At 60.7% G+C, this 20479-nt stretch carries 19 protein-coding genes; 14 read left to right on the top strand and 5 right to left on the bottom strand.

What is annotated here, in order from left to right:
- Positions 1–19 precede the first annotated feature (19 nt).
- The 4 genes from ACR1XU_RS08080 to ACR1XU_RS08095 all read right to left on the bottom strand — a co-directional run bounded on the left by ACR1XU_RS08080 (position 20) and on the right by ACR1XU_RS08095 (position 3668).
- Positions 20–760 (bottom strand): sulfotransferase-like domain-containing protein, encoded by a 741-nt coding sequence (locus ACR1XU_RS08080; RefSeq protein WP_170806022.1) that lies wholly within the window; start codon positions 758–760, stop codon positions 20–22.
- Positions 761–812: 52 nt separating this feature from the next.
- The gene (locus ACR1XU_RS08085) at positions 813–1631 is read right to left on the bottom strand and encodes an aspartate racemase/maleate isomerase family protein (RefSeq protein WP_170678460.1); all 819 of its coding nucleotides are present in this window, start codon (positions 1629–1631) and stop codon (positions 813–815) included.
- A gap of 64 nt (positions 1632–1695) precedes the next feature.
- Positions 1696–2784 carry an aromatic ring-hydroxylating oxygenase subunit alpha gene (locus ACR1XU_RS08090; RefSeq protein ID WP_480903480.1) on the bottom strand — a complete coding sequence of 363 codons (1089 nt, stop codon included), beginning with the start codon at positions 2782–2784 and terminating at the stop codon, positions 1696–1698.
- Positions 2781–3668 (bottom strand): MurR/RpiR family transcriptional regulator, encoded by an 888-nt coding sequence (locus ACR1XU_RS08095; protein WP_170613630.1) that lies wholly within the window; start codon positions 3666–3668, stop codon positions 2781–2783. Before ACR1XU_RS08095 ends, ACR1XU_RS08090 begins: the two co-directional genes overlap by 4 nt.
- A gap of 68 nt (positions 3669–3736) precedes the next feature.
- On the opposite strand from ACR1XU_RS08095, the gene ACR1XU_RS08100 reads away from it, so the two are divergent.
- From ACR1XU_RS08100 to ACR1XU_RS08140, 9 genes are read left to right on the top strand one after another with little or no spacing between them, the layout of a single operon-like run.
- Complete coding sequence (locus tag ACR1XU_RS08100) at positions 3737–6190, top strand: FAD-dependent oxidoreductase (protein WP_480903477.1); 2454 nt, start codon at positions 3737–3739, stop codon at positions 6188–6190.
- Positions 6190–7272 (top strand): alcohol dehydrogenase family protein, encoded by a 1083-nt coding sequence (locus ACR1XU_RS08105; protein ID WP_480903474.1) that lies wholly within the window; start codon positions 6190–6192, stop codon positions 7270–7272. The genes ACR1XU_RS08100 and ACR1XU_RS08105 overlap by 1 nt, the downstream gene beginning before the upstream one ends.
- On the top strand, positions 7269–7847 hold the full coding sequence (locus ACR1XU_RS08110) for a dimethylsulfonioproprionate lyase family protein (RefSeq protein WP_480903472.1): 579 nt from the start codon (positions 7269–7271) through the stop codon (positions 7845–7847). The genes ACR1XU_RS08105 and ACR1XU_RS08110 overlap by 4 nt, the downstream gene beginning before the upstream one ends.
- On the top strand, positions 7844–8950 hold the full coding sequence (locus tag ACR1XU_RS08115) for a mandelate racemase/muconate lactonizing enzyme family protein (RefSeq protein WP_480903469.1): 1107 nt from the start codon (positions 7844–7846) through the stop codon (positions 8948–8950). The genes ACR1XU_RS08110 and ACR1XU_RS08115 overlap by 4 nt, the downstream gene beginning before the upstream one ends.
- Positions 8947–9231: a cupin domain-containing protein gene (locus ACR1XU_RS08120; RefSeq protein ID WP_170613622.1), complete on the top strand. Its 285-nt coding sequence runs from the start codon at positions 8947–8949 to the stop codon at positions 9229–9231. The genes ACR1XU_RS08115 and ACR1XU_RS08120 overlap by 4 nt, the downstream gene beginning before the upstream one ends.
- Positions 9228–10334 carry a mandelate racemase/muconate lactonizing enzyme family protein gene (locus ACR1XU_RS08125; RefSeq protein WP_480903466.1) on the top strand — a complete coding sequence of 369 codons (1107 nt, stop codon included), beginning with the start codon at positions 9228–9230 and terminating at the stop codon, positions 10332–10334. The genes ACR1XU_RS08120 and ACR1XU_RS08125 overlap by 4 nt, the downstream gene beginning before the upstream one ends.
- Complete coding sequence (locus ACR1XU_RS08130) at positions 10331–11434, top strand: mandelate racemase/muconate lactonizing enzyme family protein (RefSeq protein WP_480903463.1); 1104 nt, start codon at positions 10331–10333, stop codon at positions 11432–11434. The genes ACR1XU_RS08125 and ACR1XU_RS08130 overlap by 4 nt, the downstream gene beginning before the upstream one ends.
- A gap of 1 nt (position 11435) precedes the next feature.
- Positions 11436–12707: an aspartate aminotransferase family protein gene (locus ACR1XU_RS08135; RefSeq protein ID WP_480903460.1), complete on the top strand. Its 1272-nt coding sequence runs from the start codon at positions 11436–11438 to the stop codon at positions 12705–12707.
- Positions 12708–12749: 42 nt separating this feature from the next.
- The gene (locus ACR1XU_RS08140) at positions 12750–13145 is read left to right on the top strand and encodes a phosphotransferase-like protein (protein WP_480903458.1); all 396 of its coding nucleotides are present in this window, start codon (positions 12750–12752) and stop codon (positions 13143–13145) included.
- A gap of 3 nt (positions 13146–13148) precedes the next feature.
- Here ACR1XU_RS08140 and ACR1XU_RS08145 read toward each other — a convergent pair whose 3' ends face one another.
- The gene (locus tag ACR1XU_RS08145; protein WP_480903455.1) at positions 13149–13982 is read right to left on the bottom strand and encodes a prephenate dehydratase; all 834 of its coding nucleotides are present in this window, start codon (positions 13980–13982) and stop codon (positions 13149–13151) included.
- A gap of 119 nt (positions 13983–14101) precedes the next feature.
- Between ACR1XU_RS08145 and ACR1XU_RS08150 the strand changes: the two genes are divergently transcribed.
- From ACR1XU_RS08150 to ACR1XU_RS08170, 5 genes are all read left to right on the top strand, one after another.
- Entirely contained in the window at positions 14102–14611 is a 510-nt protein-coding gene (locus ACR1XU_RS08150; protein ID WP_170613798.1) for a c-type cytochrome, read from the top strand.
- A gap of 174 nt (positions 14612–14785) precedes the next feature.
- Positions 14786–16696 carry an extracellular solute-binding protein gene (locus ACR1XU_RS08155; protein ID WP_170806031.1) on the top strand — a complete coding sequence of 637 codons (1911 nt, stop codon included), beginning with the start codon at positions 14786–14788 and terminating at the stop codon, positions 16694–16696.
- 1 nt (position 16697) lies between these two features.
- Positions 16698–17792: a microcin C ABC transporter permease YejB gene (locus ACR1XU_RS08160; RefSeq protein ID WP_480903452.1), complete on the top strand. Its 1095-nt coding sequence runs from the start codon at positions 16698–16700 to the stop codon at positions 17790–17792.
- Positions 17793–18899, top strand: coding sequence for an ABC transporter permease (locus ACR1XU_RS08165; RefSeq protein ID WP_170613606.1), 1107 nt, complete (start codon positions 17793–17795; stop codon positions 18897–18899). It begins immediately after the preceding gene.
- A complete protein-coding gene (locus ACR1XU_RS08170) occupies positions 18896–20473 on the top strand; it encodes an ABC transporter ATP-binding protein (protein ID WP_321251197.1) in 1578 nt (525 codons plus the stop codon). The genes ACR1XU_RS08165 and ACR1XU_RS08170 overlap by 4 nt, the downstream gene beginning before the upstream one ends.
- Positions 20474–20479: the final 6 nt, after the last annotated feature.

A 20479-nucleotide genomic window follows, 5' to 3' on the forward strand; every position in this document is an offset into this window, starting at 1 on the left:
CCGGTTGGTTTGGGTGAATTCAGGGCTTCAGGCGATGCCTGTACAGGTGATCATAATGCGGTTTCATCCGGCGATGAACCTGCCGGACCCTTTCGGGTGCATCTTCGATCGAGATGTGCTTGCGTGGCTGTGGCGCAAGGCCGGTGGAGTTTGCCAGATTGGCGTGAAACGATCCGCCATCCCACCAGCTATGGGCAGACGGATCGCCGCCAGCCTCCCAGGTCAGAGCGTCTTCAATGAATGGTATGCCTATGGAATCGCAAAACTTTTGCGTCATGCTGTGCGGATCTTCCAGCAAGTCGTCGCTGTCGATCACGGGCGGCGGGGTGCCGTTTAGCGCTGTCAGCAGATCAAAAAGGGCGCGTTGTTCGGGGAAGCCGACTTCGCCTTCGGCAAAGTCCGGCCATTGCCGGTACATGGAAGTGATCGTTTTAGCAGGATCGCGGATCAGGAAAGCGTGAGTGAAATGAGACAGCAGCTCAGCATCCCACATGTGGTTGATATAATGCGGAAAATCCTTGAGGAACACCGGCCCCTTGCGGGCGCGCGCCCGGACGTCTTCCCAGACACTTTCAAGGGTCAGGCCCGGCGTGGTCTTTTCGCCCGGCCGAAAGCGATGCCAAAGCGGTTCTTCGCCCTGATACCACGCTTCACCAAAGGGTTCGTGCAGGCAATCGAGATCGCCGCGCTGGCGCATCATCCACTCGAAGGCCGTCGAGGTTGACCGGGGTACAGCCCAGAGCGCGAAGATTTGGTGCATTTGAACGACCTTTCGACTGCCATTCTTGTCTTCGTACAAGGCAAAATCCCGGCTACAGACGCCGCAGAAGCTGCCCGTGAGGTGTTTGGGGTGCGATGCCAAGCGATTTGAAGATGCGCCAGTACAGCGCGATGTCGTGGCCGATCACGGGCTTGCCGATTGCGGCCTCGAGATCATCGGCCAGATGCAAGGGACGTTGCGGAAGACCGCCCGGACCGGTTCTGAAATTGCACATGCCGTTGATCAGGATCGCGTCGGCCTTCGGGGCTTTTTCGGCAACATATTCGAAACTGCGGCGGGCCAGATCGCCGTCGAACACCCAGCGATGACTGTTGACCTCTTCCTGGCTGGAAAACCAACCCTGATCGTGAAAATTGCCGGCCCAGACCACGTCAAACCCGGCCTCGCGCAGGAAGCCGACGGTGCCCTGCCACCATTCGGGCCAGTGATAGGCCGCGTTCAGGGCGACCTTCTCGATGTTCATGTCACGAAGCGCTTCGACCATGGCATAGCCTGCCATGTGAAATTCCGTGCCGTGTTTGTCGGACAAATCAGCACAGTGCTGCCGCACCCCGTCGACACCCAACCCGCAGGCATGGACCCAGTTCGACCCGACCTGACCGCAGACATCCACGCCATTGCGTGACATGCAATGCACGAAATCTTCGAGCATGCCGAAGTTCTTTTTCCGCTGATCCAGCCCGTGGACGTAATCCGGGTCATGCAGCATCCAGCCATGCACGCCGACGGTTTCGGGGCACATGCGCAGGAAGTCCGATGGCGCGGCATCGAAATCGAACGGCGGAGAGGTGAAGCCGACCTGATAAGGAAAAAGCTTGTGTTCAGGCCGCCATTCTCCGGGCATCAGCATAATCGGCCTGTCCTTTCGAAGACTGAGAATATTCGACGCATTCTTTGGGACAAAGGCACCGGCGTCATTCGACGGCCTCGCGCATCCATTGTTGCAATTTGGCGATCGAATGTTCCGACATCACGCCGCAACCCGGGTCCAGCACCAGCGGGCCGGGACGATAGCCGCGCGACTTGAGCCCGCGGTGCACGGATTCGACAAGGCGGATGTCTTCCTCGACCGTGGTTTCCCGGTCCTGTACGGCCAGTTGTCGGATCACTGCGCTTTCCGAACCGCCCTCGGTATACCAGCCCCGCCAGACGGTGCAGTGGTCGGCGTCGACCGCGCGCCAGTGATAGGTGTTCAGCACGTTGCCCGGGTAGCACTGGAACGAGAACATCGGCCACAGAAACCATGACTGGTAATCGCCCGCATGCGGTACTGACAGGTCAATAGGGTAGGTCATCTTTTCCAAGCTCTGACATTCGGTCGTGTGACGCAGCACATAGCCGCCGCTTGCGTCGGGTTGAATGTCATAGGTCTCGGGCTTGACCACGCCTTCGGCAAAGGTCGGGTGATTGGTCGGGCAGTGGTAGCATTCCGAGTAATTCTCGATACTGACCTTCCAGTTGCAGTTTTCCGGAATTTCCACCCATTCCAGCGGTTCCAGATTGTCGATGTTCGGAACAAAGGCGCGGATTTCTTCGCGCACACCGGGATACCATTCATCCATAGGCGCGGCGTCATCATCGAGGTTGACGAAGATGAAACCGTTAAACACTTCGGTCCGGACAGAGGTCAGGCAGATGGCGCTGCGGTCAAAGCCGGGGACGGATTTGATGTTGGGACCGGCGCGCAGTTGGCCGGACAACTCGTAGGTCCAGGCGTGATAGGGGCAGACGACGACGCGCGTGTTGCCCGCGCCGGTGACCATCTCGTGCGCACGATGCTGGCAGACGTTGTAGAAGGTGCGGATTTCGCCATCGCGGCCGCGGATGCAGAACAGGCTTTGCCCGGCGATCTCGAAGGCGAAGTAATCCCCGGTCTCGCGGACCTGCGCGATGTGGCCCGCGAACTGCCACGTTCGGGCCAGCAGACCCTGCAACTCCTGCCCGAATATGGCGGGATCGGTATAGTATCGGGCGTCAAGGGAATGGGTCAGGGGGGCGTTCATTCGGGCTCCTCCGCGTAGAGGCCAAGTTGGTGTCTGCGTTGGTGAAACCGTTCCACCCGTTCAACGATCTCATCGCTGGACACCGCGATCACGAAGGACAGCAGCGTTTCCAGAAGCGCGATGGTTGAAACGGAGGACGGGAAGAACTGTGGTGTGTCGGCGGCGACGACAAAACCGTGATGTGCGTTCAGGATCACCGGGCTGGCCGGGCTGTCCGAGATGCCAACGACGGTCAGGCCTTGCTGGCGGGCCAGCTTGATCGCTTCGATCACCTCGGTCCGGTAGGGGCGGCAGGTGATCGCGATCAAAACGTCCTGTTCATCGGCCCAGGCCAGATCATCCACCGGGGTCGAGCCGGGTCGCGGGATGGCGTGGAACTGTTTCATCCCTGTCGAGGCCAGATAGGTGAAATTGCGCGCGTTCGAGTTGTTGACGCCGACGCCCAGCGTGAAGATCTGGCGGCTGTTCCAGATGTCTTCTGCGGCAGCTTTCAGCTTTGTGGCGTCGATACCGGCAAAGGTTTCTTCGATGTTGCGAATCGCGGCGCCGACCATATCGGCGTAAAGCCCGCCCAGTTCGCCCGACTTGCCAATGTCCTGCAACCAGCGGGCACGGTCGGGAAACGACACGCTGCCCTTGCGAATCGCTTCGCGGAAGGGCGCGCGGAAATCCTCGTACCCATCGAAGCCGACCTGACGCGCCATGCGGACAAAAGTGTTGGGCTTCACTTTTGCCGCTTCGGCAATCTCGCGCACGGTCGAGACCCCAACGTCGCTTGGGTTTTCCAGCACATAACGCGCGGCCTTCTGCGCCTCGGGGGTGAGAGCGTCCCACTCCTGACTCAGGCGGTTCAGAACGATTGATGATACATTTGTGTCATTCATGATTGACGATGGTACATTTGTGGAATTAGCCTGTCGAGCAGAAACGCGACTCGGGAAGAGGAAAAATCATGTCCGGGAATGAATTGCCGTCACAGGCCCGTGTGGTCATCGTCGGAGGCGGTGTTATGGGGGTCGGTCTGGCCTATCATCTGGCGCATGAAGGGTGGGGCGGTGATACCGTCCTGCTGGAGAAGGCTGAACTGACCAGCGGCAGCACCTGGCATGCGGCGGGCCAGATCACGCATTCGACCTCGAGCTTTGGGCTGGGCAAATGCGTGGACTACAACATCGGCCTGTATTCCGGCCAGCTGGAGACTGAGACCGGCCAACCCGTCACATGGCATGGCTGCGGCTCGTTCCGGCTGGCCTATACCGAGGACGAGATGGACTGGTTGCGCCACACGTTGTCGGTGGGCCGGTCGCTGGGGTTCAACATCGAGCTGGTCGGCCCCGAGAAGGTCGCCGAGCTGCATCCGTTCTATAATCTCGAGGGCGTTCTGGGTGCGCTCTATACGCCAGATGACGGGCATGTGGATCCGACCAATGTAACAATGGCGATGGCGACCGGCGCGCGTCAGAAAGGTGTACGCATCTTCCGCAACTGCCGTGCGACCAACATCACGCAAGCGCAGAATGGCGAGTGGGTGGTCGAGACCGAAATGGGTACCATCACCTGCGAGCATGTGGTGAATGCGGGTGGCACCTATGCGCGGCAAATGGGTGAGTGGTCAGGGTTGCAATTGCCGATGACCTCGATGACCCACCATTACTTCGTGACCGAACCCGTGCCCGAATTTCAGGGGCTGGACAAGGAACTGCCGGTGATCCGCGATGACCGCAAGGTCTCGGGCTATATCCGGATGGAGCAGCAGCGCGGGCTGATCGGGATTTATGAGAAGGAAAACCCGAACTCGGTCTGGCACGATCATTGCCCGTGGGAATACGAGAACTGGCTGTTCGACGCGGATTATGACCGGGTGATGCCGTGGCTTGAGGAAAGCCTGAACCGGATGCCGATTTTTGCCGAGCTGGGTATTCAGCGCGATGTGCATGGGGCGATCTCGCATCCGCCGGATGGCAACCCTCTGATCGGGCCCGCGCCCGGTGTTCGGAACTACTGGTGTTGCTGCGGGACCCAGATCGGGATCGGCTGGGGGCCGGGTCTGACCCGCGAACTGGCGCGCTGGATGGTGCATGGCGCTGCTGATATTTCGATGCGCGAGTATGACCCGCGACGGTTTGGCAGCTATGCCAACAAGGACTGGCAGGTGATCAAGGCGGAAGAGGACTATTGCCTGCGTCACGAAGTACCCTTTCCGCATTTCAACCGTCTGGCGGGGCGCCCGATCAAGCCGTCCCCTTTGTATGAGTTGCTGAAATCCAAAGGCGCGGTGCACGAGGAGGTCTATGGTTTCGAACGCCCCCGCTGGTTCGCGCGGGACGGCGTGGAGCAGCGCGATCACTATTCCTTCCGCCGTACACCTGCCGATGACATGGTCGCGGCTGAAGTCAAAGCGGTGCGCGAACGCGTGGGTATCATGGATGTCACCGCCTTCACCAAGGTCGAGGTTTCGGGGCCAGATGCCTACGCCCTGCTGGACCGGCTGACCGCCAACCGGATGCCGCAGAAGGTCGGCTCGATCACGTTGACCCATATGTTGAACCGGCGTGGGCGGATCGAGTTGGAGACGACTATTGTCCGTATGGCCGAGGATCGGTTCTATCTGGTCTGCGCGGCGTTCTTCGAACAGCGCCTGCTGGATCATCTGGCGCAACAGCGCGCAGTTGAGGATGTGCAGATCACCGCATTGTCCGCAGACTGGTCGGCCCTGTCGCTGAACGGCCCCCGCTCGCGGGACGTGTTGGCGCGTTGCACCGACGCCGATCTGTCCAATGCCGGGTTCCGCTGGCTGTCCGCGCAGGAAATCACCATAGCGGGCCACAAGGTCTGGGCCTTCCGTATGTCCTATGCCGGTGAGCTGGGCTGGGAACTGCACATGCCCAACGCCGCCTGCCTGGATGTCTACAACGCGTTGTGGGTGGCAGGCGAGGCCCATGGCATCACCGATTATGGCAGCTTTGCCATGAACGTGATGCGGATGGAGAAGGCCTTCAAGGGCGCGGGTGAACTGACCAACGAGGTCACGTTGGCCGAGGCAGGCGTGCTGCGCTTTGCCCAGACGGACAAGGACTATCTGGGTAAGGACAAGACCCTGAACACTGACCTGCCCTGGGTGTGTGCATATCTCGAAATCGAGCCGGATGGTGTTGCGGATGGCCATGGTGGAGAAGCTGTGGTGCTGGACGGGCGTGTCGTGGGGTCGACCGCTTCGGTGGTCTATGGTCACACAGTCGGTAAGATCCTGGCCTTTGCCTATGTCAAACCCGACGCGGCCGCGCCCGGAACCGCAGTAGAGGTCGTGATCCACGGCAAGCCCCGCGCGGGCCGGATTCTTGGTCAGCCGGCCTATGACCCCGAAAGCCTGCTGCCCCGCACAGACGCAATAATGGAGACCGCGTGATGAGCCTGCCCGATACGATGAAAGCCATGGTCACGATGGGCCACGGCGGGCTGGAGCAGATGGTGCTGCACACGGACTGGCCGCGCCCGGACCCCGCTGCCGGAGAAGTTCTGATCAAGGTCGCCGCCTGCGGGTTGAACAACACCGACGTCAACACGCGATCCGGCTGGTATTCCAAGACCGTGACTGATGCGACAACCGGCGGCGCCTTCGAAGAGGTTGGCGAAGAGGACCCCACTTGGGGTGGCAATCCCATCACTTTCCCCCGTATTCAGGGCGCGGATATCTGCGGACACATCGTGGCCGTGGGCGAAGGTGTCGACCCCAGGTTGATCGGCGAACGCGTCATTACCGATGGATGGCTGCGCGATCCGGCGGACCCGGGTAATATGGACAAGACCGGGTATTTCGGATCCGAGCGGGATGGCGGTTTTGCGGAATATGCCACGACACTGGCCATGAACGCGGTGCCGATCACTTCGGATCTTTCGGATGCAGAACTGGCAACGTTTTCATGCTCTTACTCGACGGCCGAAGGGATGCTGACCCGGGCCAACGTGACCGAAAAAGACACGGTGCTGGTGCCCGGCGCGTCCGGCGGTGTAGGGGGCGCTCTGGTTCAGTTGGCCAAGCGCCGCGGTGCGCGCGTGATCGCGCTGGCGTCGGAGGCCAAGCATGCCGATGTGGCGGAACTTGGCCCCGACGTGATCCTGCCCCGCGGACCGGAAAACCTGCGGGCGGCGCTGGGCGACGAGAAGATCACTGTGGTTGCCGATGTGGTGGGCGGACCCTACTGGCCGACCCTGATCGACATTCTGGAACGAGGTGGTCGGTATACCTGTTCCGGCGCCATTGCGGGCCCGATGGTCGAGTTTGACCTGCGGACTTTCTATTTGCGCGACCTGACCTTTACCGGCTCGACCGTGATCGACCCGCAGGTGATGCGGAACCTTGTGAAGTATATCGAAGCCGGTGAGATCAAGCCCGCGTTGGCCGCGACCTTTCCGCTGGAAAAGTTGCGCGAGGCGCAGGCCGCCTTCATCGCCAAACAACACACCGGCAATATTGTGGTGATCCCATGACACTTGATGACGTACTGGAAGCGGCCCGGCTGGTGCATCAGGCGCATCCTGATCTTGCCGCTTTCGGGGTCTGGCCCGATGATCTGACCCCCACCGGTCTGCAGCCTGCGCCCATACCGGCGACCGATCTGGTGCGAGACTTTGCCGAGGACGGCGGGGAGCCGACCCGCGATCTGGTCGCGGCGATCAAGGCGACGGCGCATCTGGCGCAGTGGAAGCTGACCTATACCGAAGAGGAGGTCGGCGCGGATTTCCTGAACCGCTTTGGGTACTACGAACTCTTTGGTCCGACAGGGCATTTCCACTCGACTCAGCTGCGGGGCTACGTCGCGTATTGGGGTGCCGGCCTGAACTATGACTGGCATAGCCATCAGGCTGAGGAGCTGTATCTGACCCTGGCGGGCGGGGCGGTGTTCCGGGTCGACGGAAACGAGGCCTTCGTCGGCCCTAACGAAACGCGGCATCACGAAAGCTGGCAAAGCCACGCCATGACCACGACAAAACAGCCCATCCTGACCTTTGTCCTGTGGCGCGGCGACGGGATGGGCGATCTGCCCAGAATGGACGCTGCATGAAGATCAACCGTATCCGCGTCTTCCAGACCGGGCTGCCCTATGTAGGTGGCACGTATGTCTGGGGTGCGGGCAACGCGATTGAAACCGCTATTGCGTCGGTGGTCGTGATCGACACCGATGCCGGATTGCAGGGCTGTGGGGAGTTCACGCCCTGCGGCGAGAACTACATGGTGGCGCATTCCGAAGGTGTTCCTGCACTCGCACGTCTGGTGGCACCAAAGCTGTTGGGGGAAGACCCGCGTCAGGTCGGGCGGATCGAACGGCTTCTGGATCACCTGGTACAGGGACATGGCTATGCCAAGGCCCCGTTCGATGCGGCATGCTGGGATATTCTGGGGCAGGCCTGTGATCAGCCGGTGTGGATGCTGCTGGGCGGTAAGCTGACCGACGGTGCGCCGATGTACCGGGTGGCCCCACAAAAGGCGGTGGACGAGACCGTGGCCGAGATGGATCGCTACCGGGATCAGGGCTATCGCCAGTTTCAGGTCAAAGTCGGCGGCGATTGGGTCACCGATATTGACCGTATCCGCACCACGGTGCCGCTGTTGGAGCCGGGTGAAAAGGCGATGGCCGATGCCAATCAGGGCTGGAGCGTGGACAATGCGATCCGGGTGGCGCGTGCCACGCGTGATCTGGATTTCATTCTGGAACAGCCCTGCCGCACCTATGAAGAATGCCAGCAGGTGCGCCGTGTCGCCGAGCAGCCGATGAAGCTGGACGAATGTCTGACCGGCATCCACATGGCGCAGAGGATCGTGGCGGATCGCGGGGCCGAGATCTGTTGCCTGAAGATCTCGAACCTCGGGGGGCTCAGCAAGGCGCGGCGCGTGCGGGATTATCTGTTAGATAACCGAATTCCGGTGGTCAGTGAGGATACCTGGGGTGGCGAGATCACATCCTCGGTCGTGGCGCATTTCGCGGCCTCAACCCCGGCAGAGTATCTGCAGAACACCACCGATCTGATGAACTACAACACGCGGTCGACCGGAATCGGCGGTCCGGTGTCGCAGGATGGCAAGCTTTACGCCTCTGATACGCCAGGTCTGGGCGTAACCCCTGATTTCGAAAGCCTCGGCGCGCCGATAGAGGAGTTCCGCCTATGAGACCACAAGCAACGGCAACTCAAATGATTGACGACGCCCGTGTTCGGGTGACGCGATTTGACTTTGCGCCCGGTGGGGAAACCGGGTGGCATCGGCACGAGATGGACTATGTCATCACCGCCATCTCCGATTGCCATATGCGGCTGGAATTGCCCGATGGCTCGGTCAATGACGTGACGGTCCCGGCCGGATCCGCGTATCGGCGCGATGAAGGGGTCGAGCATAACGTTATCAATATCGGGGACAGCCCCATGTCCTTTGTCGAAGTGGAACTGAAATGAAGATCACCCGGATATCGGTCTATCACGTCGATCTGCCGTTGGAGCATCCCTATTGGTTGTCCGGCGGGCGGCTCAAGTTCGAGGTGCTGGATGCAACGCTGGTCAAAGTCGAAACGGATGAGGGCCTGACCGGCTGGGGCGAGGGCACGCCCTGGGGTCACACGTACGTGCCCGCGCACGGGCCAGGTATCCGCGCCGGGATCGAGACGATGGCGCCCTTCGTTCTGGGCCTGGATCCGCGCAAAGTGTTGGATGTGGAACGTGCCATGGATCTTGCCTTACCCGGACATCTCTATGCCAAAAGCCCGATCGACATGGCCTGCTGGGACATCGCCGGTCAGGCGGCGAGCCTGCCCATTGCCGACCTTATGGGCGGCGGATCACGAACACCGCGTCCGATTGCTTCGTCCGTGGGTGCGAAGACCGTGGAGGAAACCCGCGCGGTGATCGAGCGCTATCGCAGCCGGGGCTACATCGCCCATTCGGTGAAAATTGGTGGAGATGTCGAACGCGACATTGCCCGTGTTCGCGATGTCGAAAGCATCCGGCGACCGGGTGAGATCATCCTTTATGACGTCAACCGGGGCTGGACCCGGCAACAGGCGCTGCGGGTGATGAGTGCCTGCGAGGACCTGAACGTCACGTTCGAACAACCCGGCGAGACGCTGGATGATATCGCCGCTATCTCGGGCCGTCATGCCTCGCCCGTGTCAGTCGACGAAAGCCTCGTCACCCTGCAGGACGCCGCCCGCATTGCCCGCGATGGCCTGGCCGAGGTGTTCGGGATCAAGCTGAACCGTGTCGGCGGCCTGACCAAGGCGGCGCGGATTCGTGATATCGCGCTGGCCCATGGTATTGACATGTTCGTGATGGCCACGGGCGGGTCGGTTCTGGCGGACACCGAAGCGCTGCATCTGGCCGCGACCATCCCGGATGACAACTGCCACGCGGTCTGGGCCTGTCAGGATATGATCACCCTCGACATCGCTGGCGGGCGCGGTCCGCGTAACATTGATGGCTACCTGCATCTGCCCGAAACGCCCGGCCTTGGTGTTTCGCCGGACGAGGATGCGCTGGGCGATCCGGTCGGAGCCTACCAATGAGGATCACCAAGATAACGCTCTGGTCCGTCGACCTGACAAGTCACGAAACCTATCACATGGCCGAGGGCAAGACCTGCGCGACAGTCAAAAGTCATATCCTGTGTCTGGAAACGGATACCGGCTTGAAAGGCTGGGGCGAGGTCTGCCCGATCCCGCATTACCTTCCCGCCTATGCCGATGGGGTTCCCGCAGCTGTGGCCGAGATGGGGTCGGAAATTCTTGGCATGTCTCCCTTCGGGGTCGATGCGCCCATGCGCAAGCTGGATGGGTTTCTGCAGGGGCATCTCTATGCCAAATCCATTGTGGATCTGGCGCTGTGGGACCTGTTTGGCAAGGCCTCGGGGCAGCCGGTCTATGCGCTGCTGGGCGGGCGGACACAGGCGGATATGCCGCTGTACCACTCGATTACCTGCATCGCGCCAGATGACATGGCGCGGATCGCCAAGACCGCTTACCAGACCGGCATTCGCCAGTTTCAGGTCAAGCTGGGCGTCGAGGGCGATTGGCAAGCCGACGCTGAGCGGCTGTCCAGGGTGCGCGAGGCCGTGGGCCCGGGACCGCTGGTTTATGGCGACTGGAATTGCGGGGCAACGCGCTTGCAGGCGACGCGTACGGGCCGGGCGGTGGCGCATCTGGATGTGATGCTGGAACAGCCCTGCAAAACGCTTGAGGACTGCGCGGCGGTGCGTCAGGCGACCGGCCTGCCGATGAAGATCGACGAAAACGCTCATGATCTGGCCTCGCTGTTGCAGGCGCATGCGCTGGGCTGCATGGATGCCGTCGCTTTGAAAATCTCGAAATTCGGCGGGCTGTCGGCCATGCGCCGGGCGCGGGATCTGACCGTGCATCTGGGGGCCGAGATTTGCGCCGAATGCACCTGGGGGTCGGATATCGTGACGGCCGCGGCGCTGCATTTCGCGGCGTCGACACCGGCTGCGTCGCTGATGAATACCTGCGACCTGTCTTCCTATGTCTCCCCGCGCGTCTGCCCGGACGCACCAAACCGTGAAAATGGCCGGATTGCCCCGCCTGAGGGTCCGGGGTTAGGTGTTACACCGGACCCGGAGGTTCTTGGCTCCCCGATATTGGAGATCGTTTGAGATGCTGAAAATCAATACTCAATCCGAATGGATCGCCCGCGCGAACGAGGTTCTTCCCGCCGGCGGGTTTGGCAATTTCGATCCGGGTATCATCATCGCCCGCGGCGAAGGCAGCCGCGTCTGGGATGAGGATGGCAAGGAATATGTCGATTACCTGATCGGCTCGGGGCCGATGCTGCTGGGCCATGGCCACCCCGAGGTGATGGAGGCCGTGATGGAGCAATTGCCCAAGGGCATGACCTTTTTTGCCAACAATGCAAAGGGTGTCGAGCTGGCCGAAGCGATTGTTGATGCGGTGCCGTGTTGCGAGCAGATCCGCTTTGTCGCCTCGGGCGGTGAGGCGGATATGTATGCGATCCGATTGGCCCGCGCCTATACCGGTCGCGACAAGATCCTGAAATTCGAAGGCGGTTATCACGGGATGAGCGCCGAGGCGCAGATGAGCCTGGCCCCCAGCCGCGAGGTCAACTTCCCGCAGGCCGTGCCCGACAGCGCGGGTATCCCGCAGGGCGTGGCCGACCAGATGCTGATCGCGCCTTTCAACGATCTCGAGGCGGTGTCGAACCTGTTGAATGAACATGACGACATTGCAGCCATCATGGTCGAGCCGCTGCAGCGGATCATCCCGCCTGAACCGGGTTATTTGCACGGGCTGCGCGATCTGTGCGACAAGCACAGTGTTCTGCTGATCTTCGATGAGATCGTGACCGGGTTTCGTCTGGCCTATGGCGGTGCGCAGGAGAAATACGGCGTGACGCCCGATATCTGCACGCTGGGCAAGATCACCGGTGGCGGTTTTCCCCTGGCGGCTCTTGGTGCCAGCGCCGAGATCATGAAGCATTTCGACAAGGCGAAGGTGGGCGAAGAGGGCTGGCTCATGCAGTTGGGCACGCTGTCCGGCAATCCGATCGCGTCCGTGGCCGGTTTGAAAACCATGGAGGTTCTGCGCCGTGACGGTGTCTATGACAAGCTGCGCGCAACCGGAAAGGCGCTGCAGACCATGCAGTCCGAGGCGCTGAGTGCCGCCGACATCCCACACCGGATTTGCGGCGATGAGACACTGTTCGACATCTATTTCACCGCCAACACTTGCCGGGACTACCGCAGCGCGAAACATGACGACCCCCAGCGCAACGTCGTCTACAACGCCGCCTTGCGCGAGGCGGGTATCTTCAAGGCACCGGGTAAGCTGTACCCGTCGCTAGCCGTGACCGAAGCCGATCTGGAGCATACGCGCGCGGCGGTGGCAAAGGCGGTTGCGGCCATCGCCTAGGGGTTTTGACGCCCTGCGATCAGGTTTGCCCGGGCTTGCGCAATGGCCGATGGTCTGCGCAAGTCGCACCTGAGCAGTGTTCCGGGATACCGCTCTTCAGGATCGAACCCAACAAGCTTGGTCCCCAGGAATGTCGCAGATCATATTCTGCACCCGCCGGACTGGGCCGAAGCCATGAAACAGGGGCTGAGACACCATGACATGCTGTTTGTCGGCGTGCACTGCCCGGTGCCTGAGCTGATCCGCAGAGAGGCAGCCCGCGGTGACCGCCCGTCCGCTAGCGCGGAACGAGACCAGCGGACAATTCACAAAGGCCGGCAATACGATCTGGAGGTTGATGCGATGGACGGGGTGGATGCCAACGTGGACGCGATCCTTGCGCCGTGGCGCAGTGGCACGCGCAAATCAGAGATTGCGATCTTGCGTTGGGGGGCTTGACGTTTAGCCGCGCGGCTGCGCCGCCGGGTAGACGCCCAGAATTTCAACGTTGGTCGTGAAGTGTTCCAGCTCGTCCATGGCCAATTGCACGTTGCGGTCCTCGGGGTGTCCAACGATGTCGGCGTAGAACTGGGTCGCGGTGAACGAGCCGTCGATCATGTAGCTTTCCAGCTTGGTCATGTTGATGCCGTTTGTCGCAAAACCGCCCATCGCCTTGTAAAGGGCGGCCGGGATGTTGCGCACCTGAAACACGAAGCTGGTGATCATGCCGTGATCCCCGCGCGGCGTCAGGTCGGACTGCCGGGACATGACCAGAAACCGGGTGGTGTTGTTGTCGCGGTCCTCGATATGGCGGGCCAGCACGTTCAGGCCGTAGATTTCTGCCGCAAGCTCGCTGGCAAGGGCCGCCGAATGCAGCTCGGCCTGTTCTGAAACCTCGCGCGCGGCGCGGGCGTTGTCGGGGCTGACACGGCCGCGAATGCCATGTTCCTTCAGAAATCCCGCGCATTGCGGCAGCAGCACCAGATGGGAATGCGCCTCGGTGATGTCTTCAAGCTTTGCGCCCGGCAAGCCCAATAGGTTGATGTGGACGCGCACGAAGGCCTCATCGATGATGTGCAGCCCGCTGTGCGGCAGCAGCCGGTGAATGTCGGCCACCCGGCCATAGGTCGTGTTCTCGACCGGCAACATCGCCAGATCCGCGTCACCGGCGCGAACCGATTCGATCACATCTTCGAAAGTTCGGCAGGGCAGGGCCTCCATATCGGGGCGCGCGTTGCGGCAGGCTTCGTGGCTGTAGGCGCCGGGTTCACCCTGAAATGCGATGCGATTGGTCATTTGGTCGATTCCGTGCAACAAGTTCTTGATTTGGGCGTTTAGTCGCGGTGTCTATACCTTGCCTCTTGCAAGGGGAAGCCTTAGACACCCCGCAGACAGCTGAAATGGACTCGCGATCAATGTTCGACACGATGACAGTTACCAAGGCCGCCGCAGGCCTGTTCGGCACCTTCCTGGTGCTTCTTCTGGCCAAATGGGGGGCAGATGTTCTCTATAGTGTAGATGCCCATGGCGCCGAAGCCGCCTATGTCATCGAAACCGAAAGCTCGGGCGAGAGCGCCGACGGCGAAGAAGTGGTATTCGAGGACATGCTGGCAGCCGCCGATCCTGAAAAGGGTGCGAAGGTATTCCGCAAGTGCACCGCCTGCCACAAGCTGGAAGACGGCGCCAACGGCACTGGCCCATATCTGTACGCGATTGTGGATCGTCCGGTTGCGTCCGCCAAGGGCTTTACCGGCTATTCCGCATCCATGCAGGCCCATGGCGGCAACTGGACGCCAGAGGCGCTGGATGCCTTCCTGACAAGACCCAGCAGCTACATTTCCGGCACCTCGATGAGCTTTGCCGGCCTGAAGAAGCCGCAGGAACGTGCCGACCTGATTGCCTATCTGCAGACCATCGGCAACTGATCGGCCGATCGGATGAACCGAATTCAAAGCCGCTGCCCCGTGCAGCGGCTTTATTTTTTGTCTAAGGACAACTTCACAATCCGTTCACGCGTTCTAAACTTGCAACTTACAGTTCTGGCCTTTTAGCTGTCGGTCACAACAATGAAGACGGAAACGACCAAGAGGATGAGCACCATGAAATCCCTTCTGTCCAGTAATCTCAAATTGCACGCCCGGTCCTGGGCTGCCGTTGTGGGGGTTTCTGCCGCTCTGGTCGTGGGGGCCGCGAATCTGGCCGGGGCCGTTGAGGAGGGCGTGACGCGCAGCCACGGGTATTCCTATTTTGGCAATCTCGACTACCCGCCCGATTATCCGCATCTGAACTATGTCAATCCCGAAGCCCCCAAGGGGGGCGAGCTGTCGCTGGCGGGGTCTGGCACCTTCGACTCGCTTAATCCTTATTCGCGCAAGGGCCGCGCCGGGGCGCTGACGTCGATCCAGTATGATGCGCTGATCGACAGCGCGTCAGACAGTGTGGGGCAGTATTACGGTCTGCTTGCACACAGCATGGAGTATGATGAAGGGCGCAATTACGTGATTTTCCACATGCGACCGGAGGCGACTTTTTGGGATGGAACACCGGTGACAGCCGAGGATGTGGTCTACAGCCATCGCCTGTTCATCGAGCAGGGGTTGCCATCTTATGCGCAGGCCGTCGGTCGCATGGTGACAGGGGCCGAAGCGCTGGACGATCACACGGTGAAATTTTCCTTTAGCCCGGAAGTGACGCGCCGCGGGCTGATCGAAACGGTCGGGTCGACGCCGGTATTCTCGAAAGCCTGGTTCGAGGCTGACGAATCCCGCCGTCTGGACGAGCCCCGGCTTGAGGTTGCCGTGGGGTCCGGGCCTTACAAGCTGGACAGTTACGACATCAACCGGCGCATCGTCTACAAACGCCGGGACGACTACTGGGGCAAGGATCTGCCGATCAACGTTGGCCGCAACAACTACGACACCATTCGTATCGAGTATTTCGCCGATCAGACTGCCGCGTTCGAGGGGTTCAAGGCCGGTGAATACACCATGCGGATCGAAAGTGACCCCAAGCTTTGGGCCTCGAGCTATGATTTTCCGAAGCTGACCCAAGGAACGGTTGTCCGCGACGAGATTGCGGATGGCAGCCCGCCGACGCCTTCCGGGTTTGTGTTCAATCTGGGTAAACCGCAATTCGAAGACAAGAAAGTGCGGCAGGCGCTGGCGCTGGCCTTCAACTTTGAATGGGCCAATGAATCGCTGATGTTCGGCTTGAACGCACCGCGCAATTCCTTTGTTCAGGACACCCATATTGAGGCCAAGGGGCCGCCGGAGGGGGCTGAACTGGCCTTTCTGGAAAGCCTTGGCGATATCGTGCCGGATGAGGTTCTGAGCGAACCGGCCCTGGTGATGCACGAGTCCAGTTCGGCGCGCCTGAACGATCGGCGAAACATGCGGGCGGCCTCGAAGCTGCTGGATGAGGCTGGCTGGCCGGTTGGAGATGGCAATCTGCGCCGAAACGAACAGGGTCAGACGCTGAAGGTGAACATTCCCTATTCTTCCAGCATTCCGACCTCGACCGCGACGATGATCGAGACCTTTGTGCAGAACCTGCAGGCCATTGGTGTGGATGCAACGGCGGAAAAGGTGGATCCGTCGCAATACACGCTGCGCCGGCGCGAGCGGGACTATGACATGATCCATTCCACACAGTATGGGGCGTTCCTGTCCACCGGCGGGGGGCTCAGCCAGATGTACGGCTCGAAAGAGGCTGCGTTCAGCCTTTTCAACCCGGCTGGTCTGGCCAGCCCATTGGTGGATGCGGTGATCGAAGCCTCGTTCGATACCACGAATCAGGCAGAACAGGACGCGGCGTTGATGGCGCTTGACCGCGTGTTGCGGTATGAGTTCTTCGTGATCCCGGATGGATACGTTGCGGACTATTGGACGGCTTACTACGACATGTATGAATACCCGGAAAACCTGCCTCCGTTCAGCCTTGGTTATCTGGATTTGTGGTGGATCAATCCGGAAAAAGAGGCGGCTCTGAAAGCGAAAGGCGCGCTGCGATAACATGGGCGCGTATATTCTAAGACGCCTGTTGCTGGTCATTCCGACCCTTCTGGGCATCATGATTGTTAACTTCACGCTGGTGCAGTTCGTGCCGGGCGGGCCGGTTGAACAGATCATCGCCCAGATCGAAGGGCAGGGCGATGTGTTTGCCGGATTTGCAGGCGGTGGCGATTCCGGGGCGGCCTCGGAACCTGCCGGGGGCGCCTTTGAGGACAAATATGTCGGCGCGCGGGGGCTGCCGCCTGAATTCATTGCCGAACTGGAGAAAGAGTTCGGCTTCGACAAGCCTCCGCTCCAGCGCTTTCTGAGCATGATGGGCAACTACCTGACGCTGGATTTCGGCGAGAGCTATTTCCGGTCCATCAGCGTCATCGATCTGGTGCTGGAAAAGATGCCGGTTTCGATCTCGCTGGGTCTTTGGTCGACCCTGATCGCCTATCTGGTGTCGATCCCGCTGGGCATCCGCAAAGCCATCAAGGACGGATCGACCTTTGATACCTGGACCAGCGGAACCATCATTGTGGCCTACGCCATTCCCGGTTTCCTGTTCGCCATCCTGCTGCTGGTGCTGTTTGCGGGCGGATCCTACTGGCAGATATTCCCGCTGCGTGGGCTGACATCTGACAATTGGGACAGCCTCAGCCTGATTGGCAAGATTGCGGACTATTTCTGGCACATTGCCCTGCCGATCATTGCGCTGACGATTTCGGCGTTTGCAACGCTGACGCTGCTGACCAAGAACTCGTTCCTGGATGAAATCAAGAAGCAATATGTGATGACCGCCCGCGCCAAGGGCCTGAGCGAGCGCAAGGTTCTGTACGGTCATGTGTTCCGCAATGCGATGCTGATCGTTATTGCGGGCTTTCCGGCGGTGTTCATCGGGGTGTTCTTTGGCGGTTCAATCATCATCGAGACCATATTCTCGCTGGACGGGCTGGGCCGTTTGGGGTTCGAGGCCGCGGTGGCAAGGGATTATCCGGTGATATTCGGCACACTGTTCATCTTTGGTCTGATGGGGCTGGTGGTCGGCATCATCAGCGATTTGATGTACGTGGTGGTCGACCCGCGCATCGATTTCGAAAAGCGGGAGGGGTAAATGGCGCTGTCCCCTCTCAACCAGCGCCGCTGGCGCAACTTCCGGCGCAATGGTCGCGCGTTCTGGTCGCTGATCATCTTCTCGGTACTGTTCGGCCTGTCGCTGTTCGCCGAGTTCATCGCCAACGACAAACCGATTCTGGTGAAATACCGGGGCGAGTTCTTCACGCCGGTGTTCAATTTCTACGCCGAAACCGAATTTGGCGGGGATTTCCAGACCGAAGCCATTTATCGCGACCCCGAGGTGAGATGCCTGATCGACAGCGGTGGTCTTGATCAGTGTTTTGACGACCCCGAGCGGATCATCGAAGAGATCGATGCCGGCACTTTTCAGGCGGACGGGTTCGAGCGGGGCTGGGCGATCTGGCCGCCAATTCCGTACTCCTACAACACCAGCGTTGATCGGCCGGGTGCGGCACCACTGCCGCCGAACGGGCAGAATCTGCTGGGCACCGACGACACCAAACGTGATGTTCTGGCGCGCGTGATCTACGGGTTCCGGCTGTCTATCCTGTTCACGCTGGTCGTCACCGGCGCGGCCAGCCTGATCGGGGTGTTTGCAGGGGCCATCCAGGGCTATTTTGGCGGCTGGCTGGATTTGATCTTCCAGCGGATAATCGAGATCTGGTCCGCGACACCGTCGCTCTATGTCATCATCATCATGTTTGCGGTTCTGGGACGAAGTTTCTGGTTGCTGGTCATCCTGATGATCCTGTTCAGCTGGACCGGGCTGGTCGGGGTTGTGCGGGCGGAATTCCTACGTGCGCGCAACCTTGAATATGTCCGCGCCGCCAAGGCGCTCGGCGTCGGCAACATGACGATCATGTTCCGGCACATGTTGCCCAACGCGATGGTGGCCATGCTGACCTTCATGCCATTTATCGTTACCGGCACCATCGCGGGTCTGGCCAGTTTGGATTTTCTGGGCTTCGGCCTGCCGTCCTCGGCCCCGTCACTGGGCGAACTGACCTTGCAGGCAAAACAGAACCTGCAGGCGCCGTGGCTGGCCTTCACCGCGTTCTTCACCTTTGCCATCATGCTGTCGCTGCTGGTCTTCATCTTTGAAGGCGTGCGGGATGCGTTTGACCCCAGAAAGACGTTCTCATGAGCTTGTTGGATGTGAATAACCTCAGGGTCTCGTTCCGGCAGGACGGGCAGGTTTCCGCGGCGGTCAGGGGCGTGTCCTTCACCGTCGACCGGGGCGAAACGGTCGCGCTGGTTGGGGAATCGGGGTCGGGCAAGTCTGTCACGGCGCTGAGCACGGTTTCGCTTTTGGGTGACAGCGCGATTGTCGAAGGCTCGGTCACGTATGAAGGTCAGGAAATGATCGGCGCGTCCGAGGACAGGCTGATGGATGTGCGCGGCAACGATATCAGTTTCATCTTTCAGGAGCCGATGACCTCGCTCAACCCGCTGCACACGATCCAGAAGCAGATGGCCGAGTCGCTGGCCCTGCATCAGGGTGTAACCGGCGACGAAGCGCGCGAGCGGATTGTGGAACTGCTGATCAAGGTTGGCATCCGCGACCCGAGGGATCGGCTGGACAGTTATCCGCACCAGTTGTCTGGCGGACAGCGCCAGCGGGTGATGATCGCGATGGCGCTGGCCAACAAGCCGGACATCCTGATCGCGGATGAGCCGACAACCGCGCTGGATGTCACAATTCAGGCGCAGATCCTGGAGTTGCTGGCTGACCTGCAGAAATCGGAAAACATGGGGATGCTGTTCATCACCCACGATCTGGGTATCGTGCGGCGGATCGCCGATCGGGTGTGCGTGATGAAGGACGGCGAGATTGTCGAAACCGGCGAAACCGCCGAAATCTTCGACAACCCGCAGCATCCCTACACGCGCAAGCTGCTGGCGGCGGAACCGTCGGGCGAACCCGATCCGGTGGCCGCCGATGCCGAGGAAGTAGCGCGGACGAACCACCTGAAAGTGTGGTTTCCGATTCAGCGCGGGTTCTTCAAGCGGACGGTGGGCCATGTGAAGGCCGTCAACGACGCGACGCTGTCGGTACGTGCGGGTGAGACGCTGGGGATCGTGGGCGAAAGCGGGTCGGGCAAGACGACGCTGGCGCTGGCGATCATGCGGCTGATTGCCTCTGAAGGCGGGATTACATTCCGCGATCAGGACGTGCGCCGCTGGTCCACGCGTGAATTGCGCCGCCTGCGCAAGGATATGCAGATCGTGTTTCAGGACCCGTTCGGCAGCCTCAGCCCCCGCATGACCTGCCAGCAGATCATTGCCGAGGGCTTGGCGATCCACAACGTTGACCCGCACCGCGCGCCGCGCGAACTGGTGGCCGAGGTGATGGCCGAAGTCGGTCTGGACCCGGCGGCGATGGACCGGTATCCGCACGAGTTTTCCGGCGGTCAGCGCCAGCGCATCGCCATCGCGCGGGCCATGGTGCTGCGGCCCAAACTGCTGGTGCTGGATGAACCTACCAGTGCGCTGGATATGACAGTGCAGGTGCAGATCGTTGACCTGCTGCGCGATCTGCAAAAGAAATACGGGCTGGCCTATCTGTTCATCAGCCACGACCTGAAGGTGGTACGCGCCATGTCGCACAACGTCATCGTCATGCGAAATGGCGACGTGGTCGAGATGGGCCGGGCCGAGGACCTGTTCGAGAATGCCCAGACCGATTACACCCGAGAACTGATCGCGGCGGCGGGCTGAGAGCAG

The sequence above is a fragment of the Ruegeria sp. D1(2025) genome, from assembly GCF_056536425.1.

Excerpts from the sequence above, each read along its gene's own strand:
- ACR1XU_RS08105 (WP_480903474.1), top strand. The coding sequence starts at position 6,190 with ATGAGCCTGCCCGATACGATGAAAGCCATGGTCACGATGGGCCACGGC.
- ACR1XU_RS08155 (WP_170806031.1), top strand. The coding sequence starts at position 14,786 with ATGAAATCCCTTCTGTCCAGTAATCTCAAATTGCACGCCCGGTCCTGG.
- ACR1XU_RS08090 (WP_480903480.1), bottom strand. The coding sequence starts at position 2,784 with ATGAACGCCCCCCTGACCCATTCCCTTGACGCCCGATACTATACCGAT.
- ACR1XU_RS08165 (WP_170613606.1), top strand. The coding sequence starts at position 17,793 with ATGGCGCTGTCCCCTCTCAACCAGCGCCGCTGGCGCAACTTCCGGCGC.
- ACR1XU_RS08080 (WP_170806022.1), bottom strand. The coding sequence starts at position 760 with ATGCACCAAATCTTCGCGCTCTGGGCTGTACCCCGGTCAACCTCGACG.
- ACR1XU_RS08130 (WP_480903463.1), top strand. The coding sequence starts at position 10,331 with ATGAGGATCACCAAGATAACGCTCTGGTCCGTCGACCTGACAAGTCAC.
- ACR1XU_RS08145 (WP_480903455.1), bottom strand. The coding sequence starts at position 13,982 with ATGACCAATCGCATCGCATTTCAGGGTGAACCCGGCGCCTACAGCCAC.
- ACR1XU_RS08160 (WP_480903452.1), top strand. The coding sequence starts at position 16,698 with ATGGGCGCGTATATTCTAAGACGCCTGTTGCTGGTCATTCCGACCCTT.
- ACR1XU_RS08110 (WP_480903472.1), top strand. The coding sequence starts at position 7,269 with ATGACACTTGATGACGTACTGGAAGCGGCCCGGCTGGTGCATCAGGCG.
- ACR1XU_RS08115 (WP_480903469.1), top strand. The coding sequence starts at position 7,844 with ATGAAGATCAACCGTATCCGCGTCTTCCAGACCGGGCTGCCCTATGTA.
- ACR1XU_RS08100 (WP_480903477.1), top strand. The coding sequence starts at position 3,737 with ATGTCCGGGAATGAATTGCCGTCACAGGCCCGTGTGGTCATCGTCGGA.
- ACR1XU_RS08135 (WP_480903460.1), top strand. The coding sequence starts at position 11,436 with ATGCTGAAAATCAATACTCAATCCGAATGGATCGCCCGCGCGAACGAG.
- ACR1XU_RS08095 (WP_170613630.1), bottom strand. The coding sequence starts at position 3,668 with ATGAATGACACAAATGTATCATCAATCGTTCTGAACCGCCTGAGTCAG.
- ACR1XU_RS08120 (WP_170613622.1), top strand. The coding sequence starts at position 8,947 with ATGAGACCACAAGCAACGGCAACTCAAATGATTGACGACGCCCGTGTT.
- ACR1XU_RS08170 (WP_321251197.1), top strand. The coding sequence starts at position 18,896 with ATGAGCTTGTTGGATGTGAATAACCTCAGGGTCTCGTTCCGGCAGGAC.
- ACR1XU_RS08150 (WP_170613798.1), top strand. The coding sequence starts at position 14,102 with ATGTTCGACACGATGACAGTTACCAAGGCCGCCGCAGGCCTGTTCGGC.
- ACR1XU_RS08125 (WP_480903466.1), top strand. The coding sequence starts at position 9,228 with ATGAAGATCACCCGGATATCGGTCTATCACGTCGATCTGCCGTTGGAG.
- ACR1XU_RS08085 (WP_170678460.1), bottom strand. The coding sequence starts at position 1,631 with ATGCTGATGCCCGGAGAATGGCGGCCTGAACACAAGCTTTTTCCTTAT.
- ACR1XU_RS08140 (WP_480903458.1), top strand. The coding sequence starts at position 12,750 with ATGGCCGATGGTCTGCGCAAGTCGCACCTGAGCAGTGTTCCGGGATAC.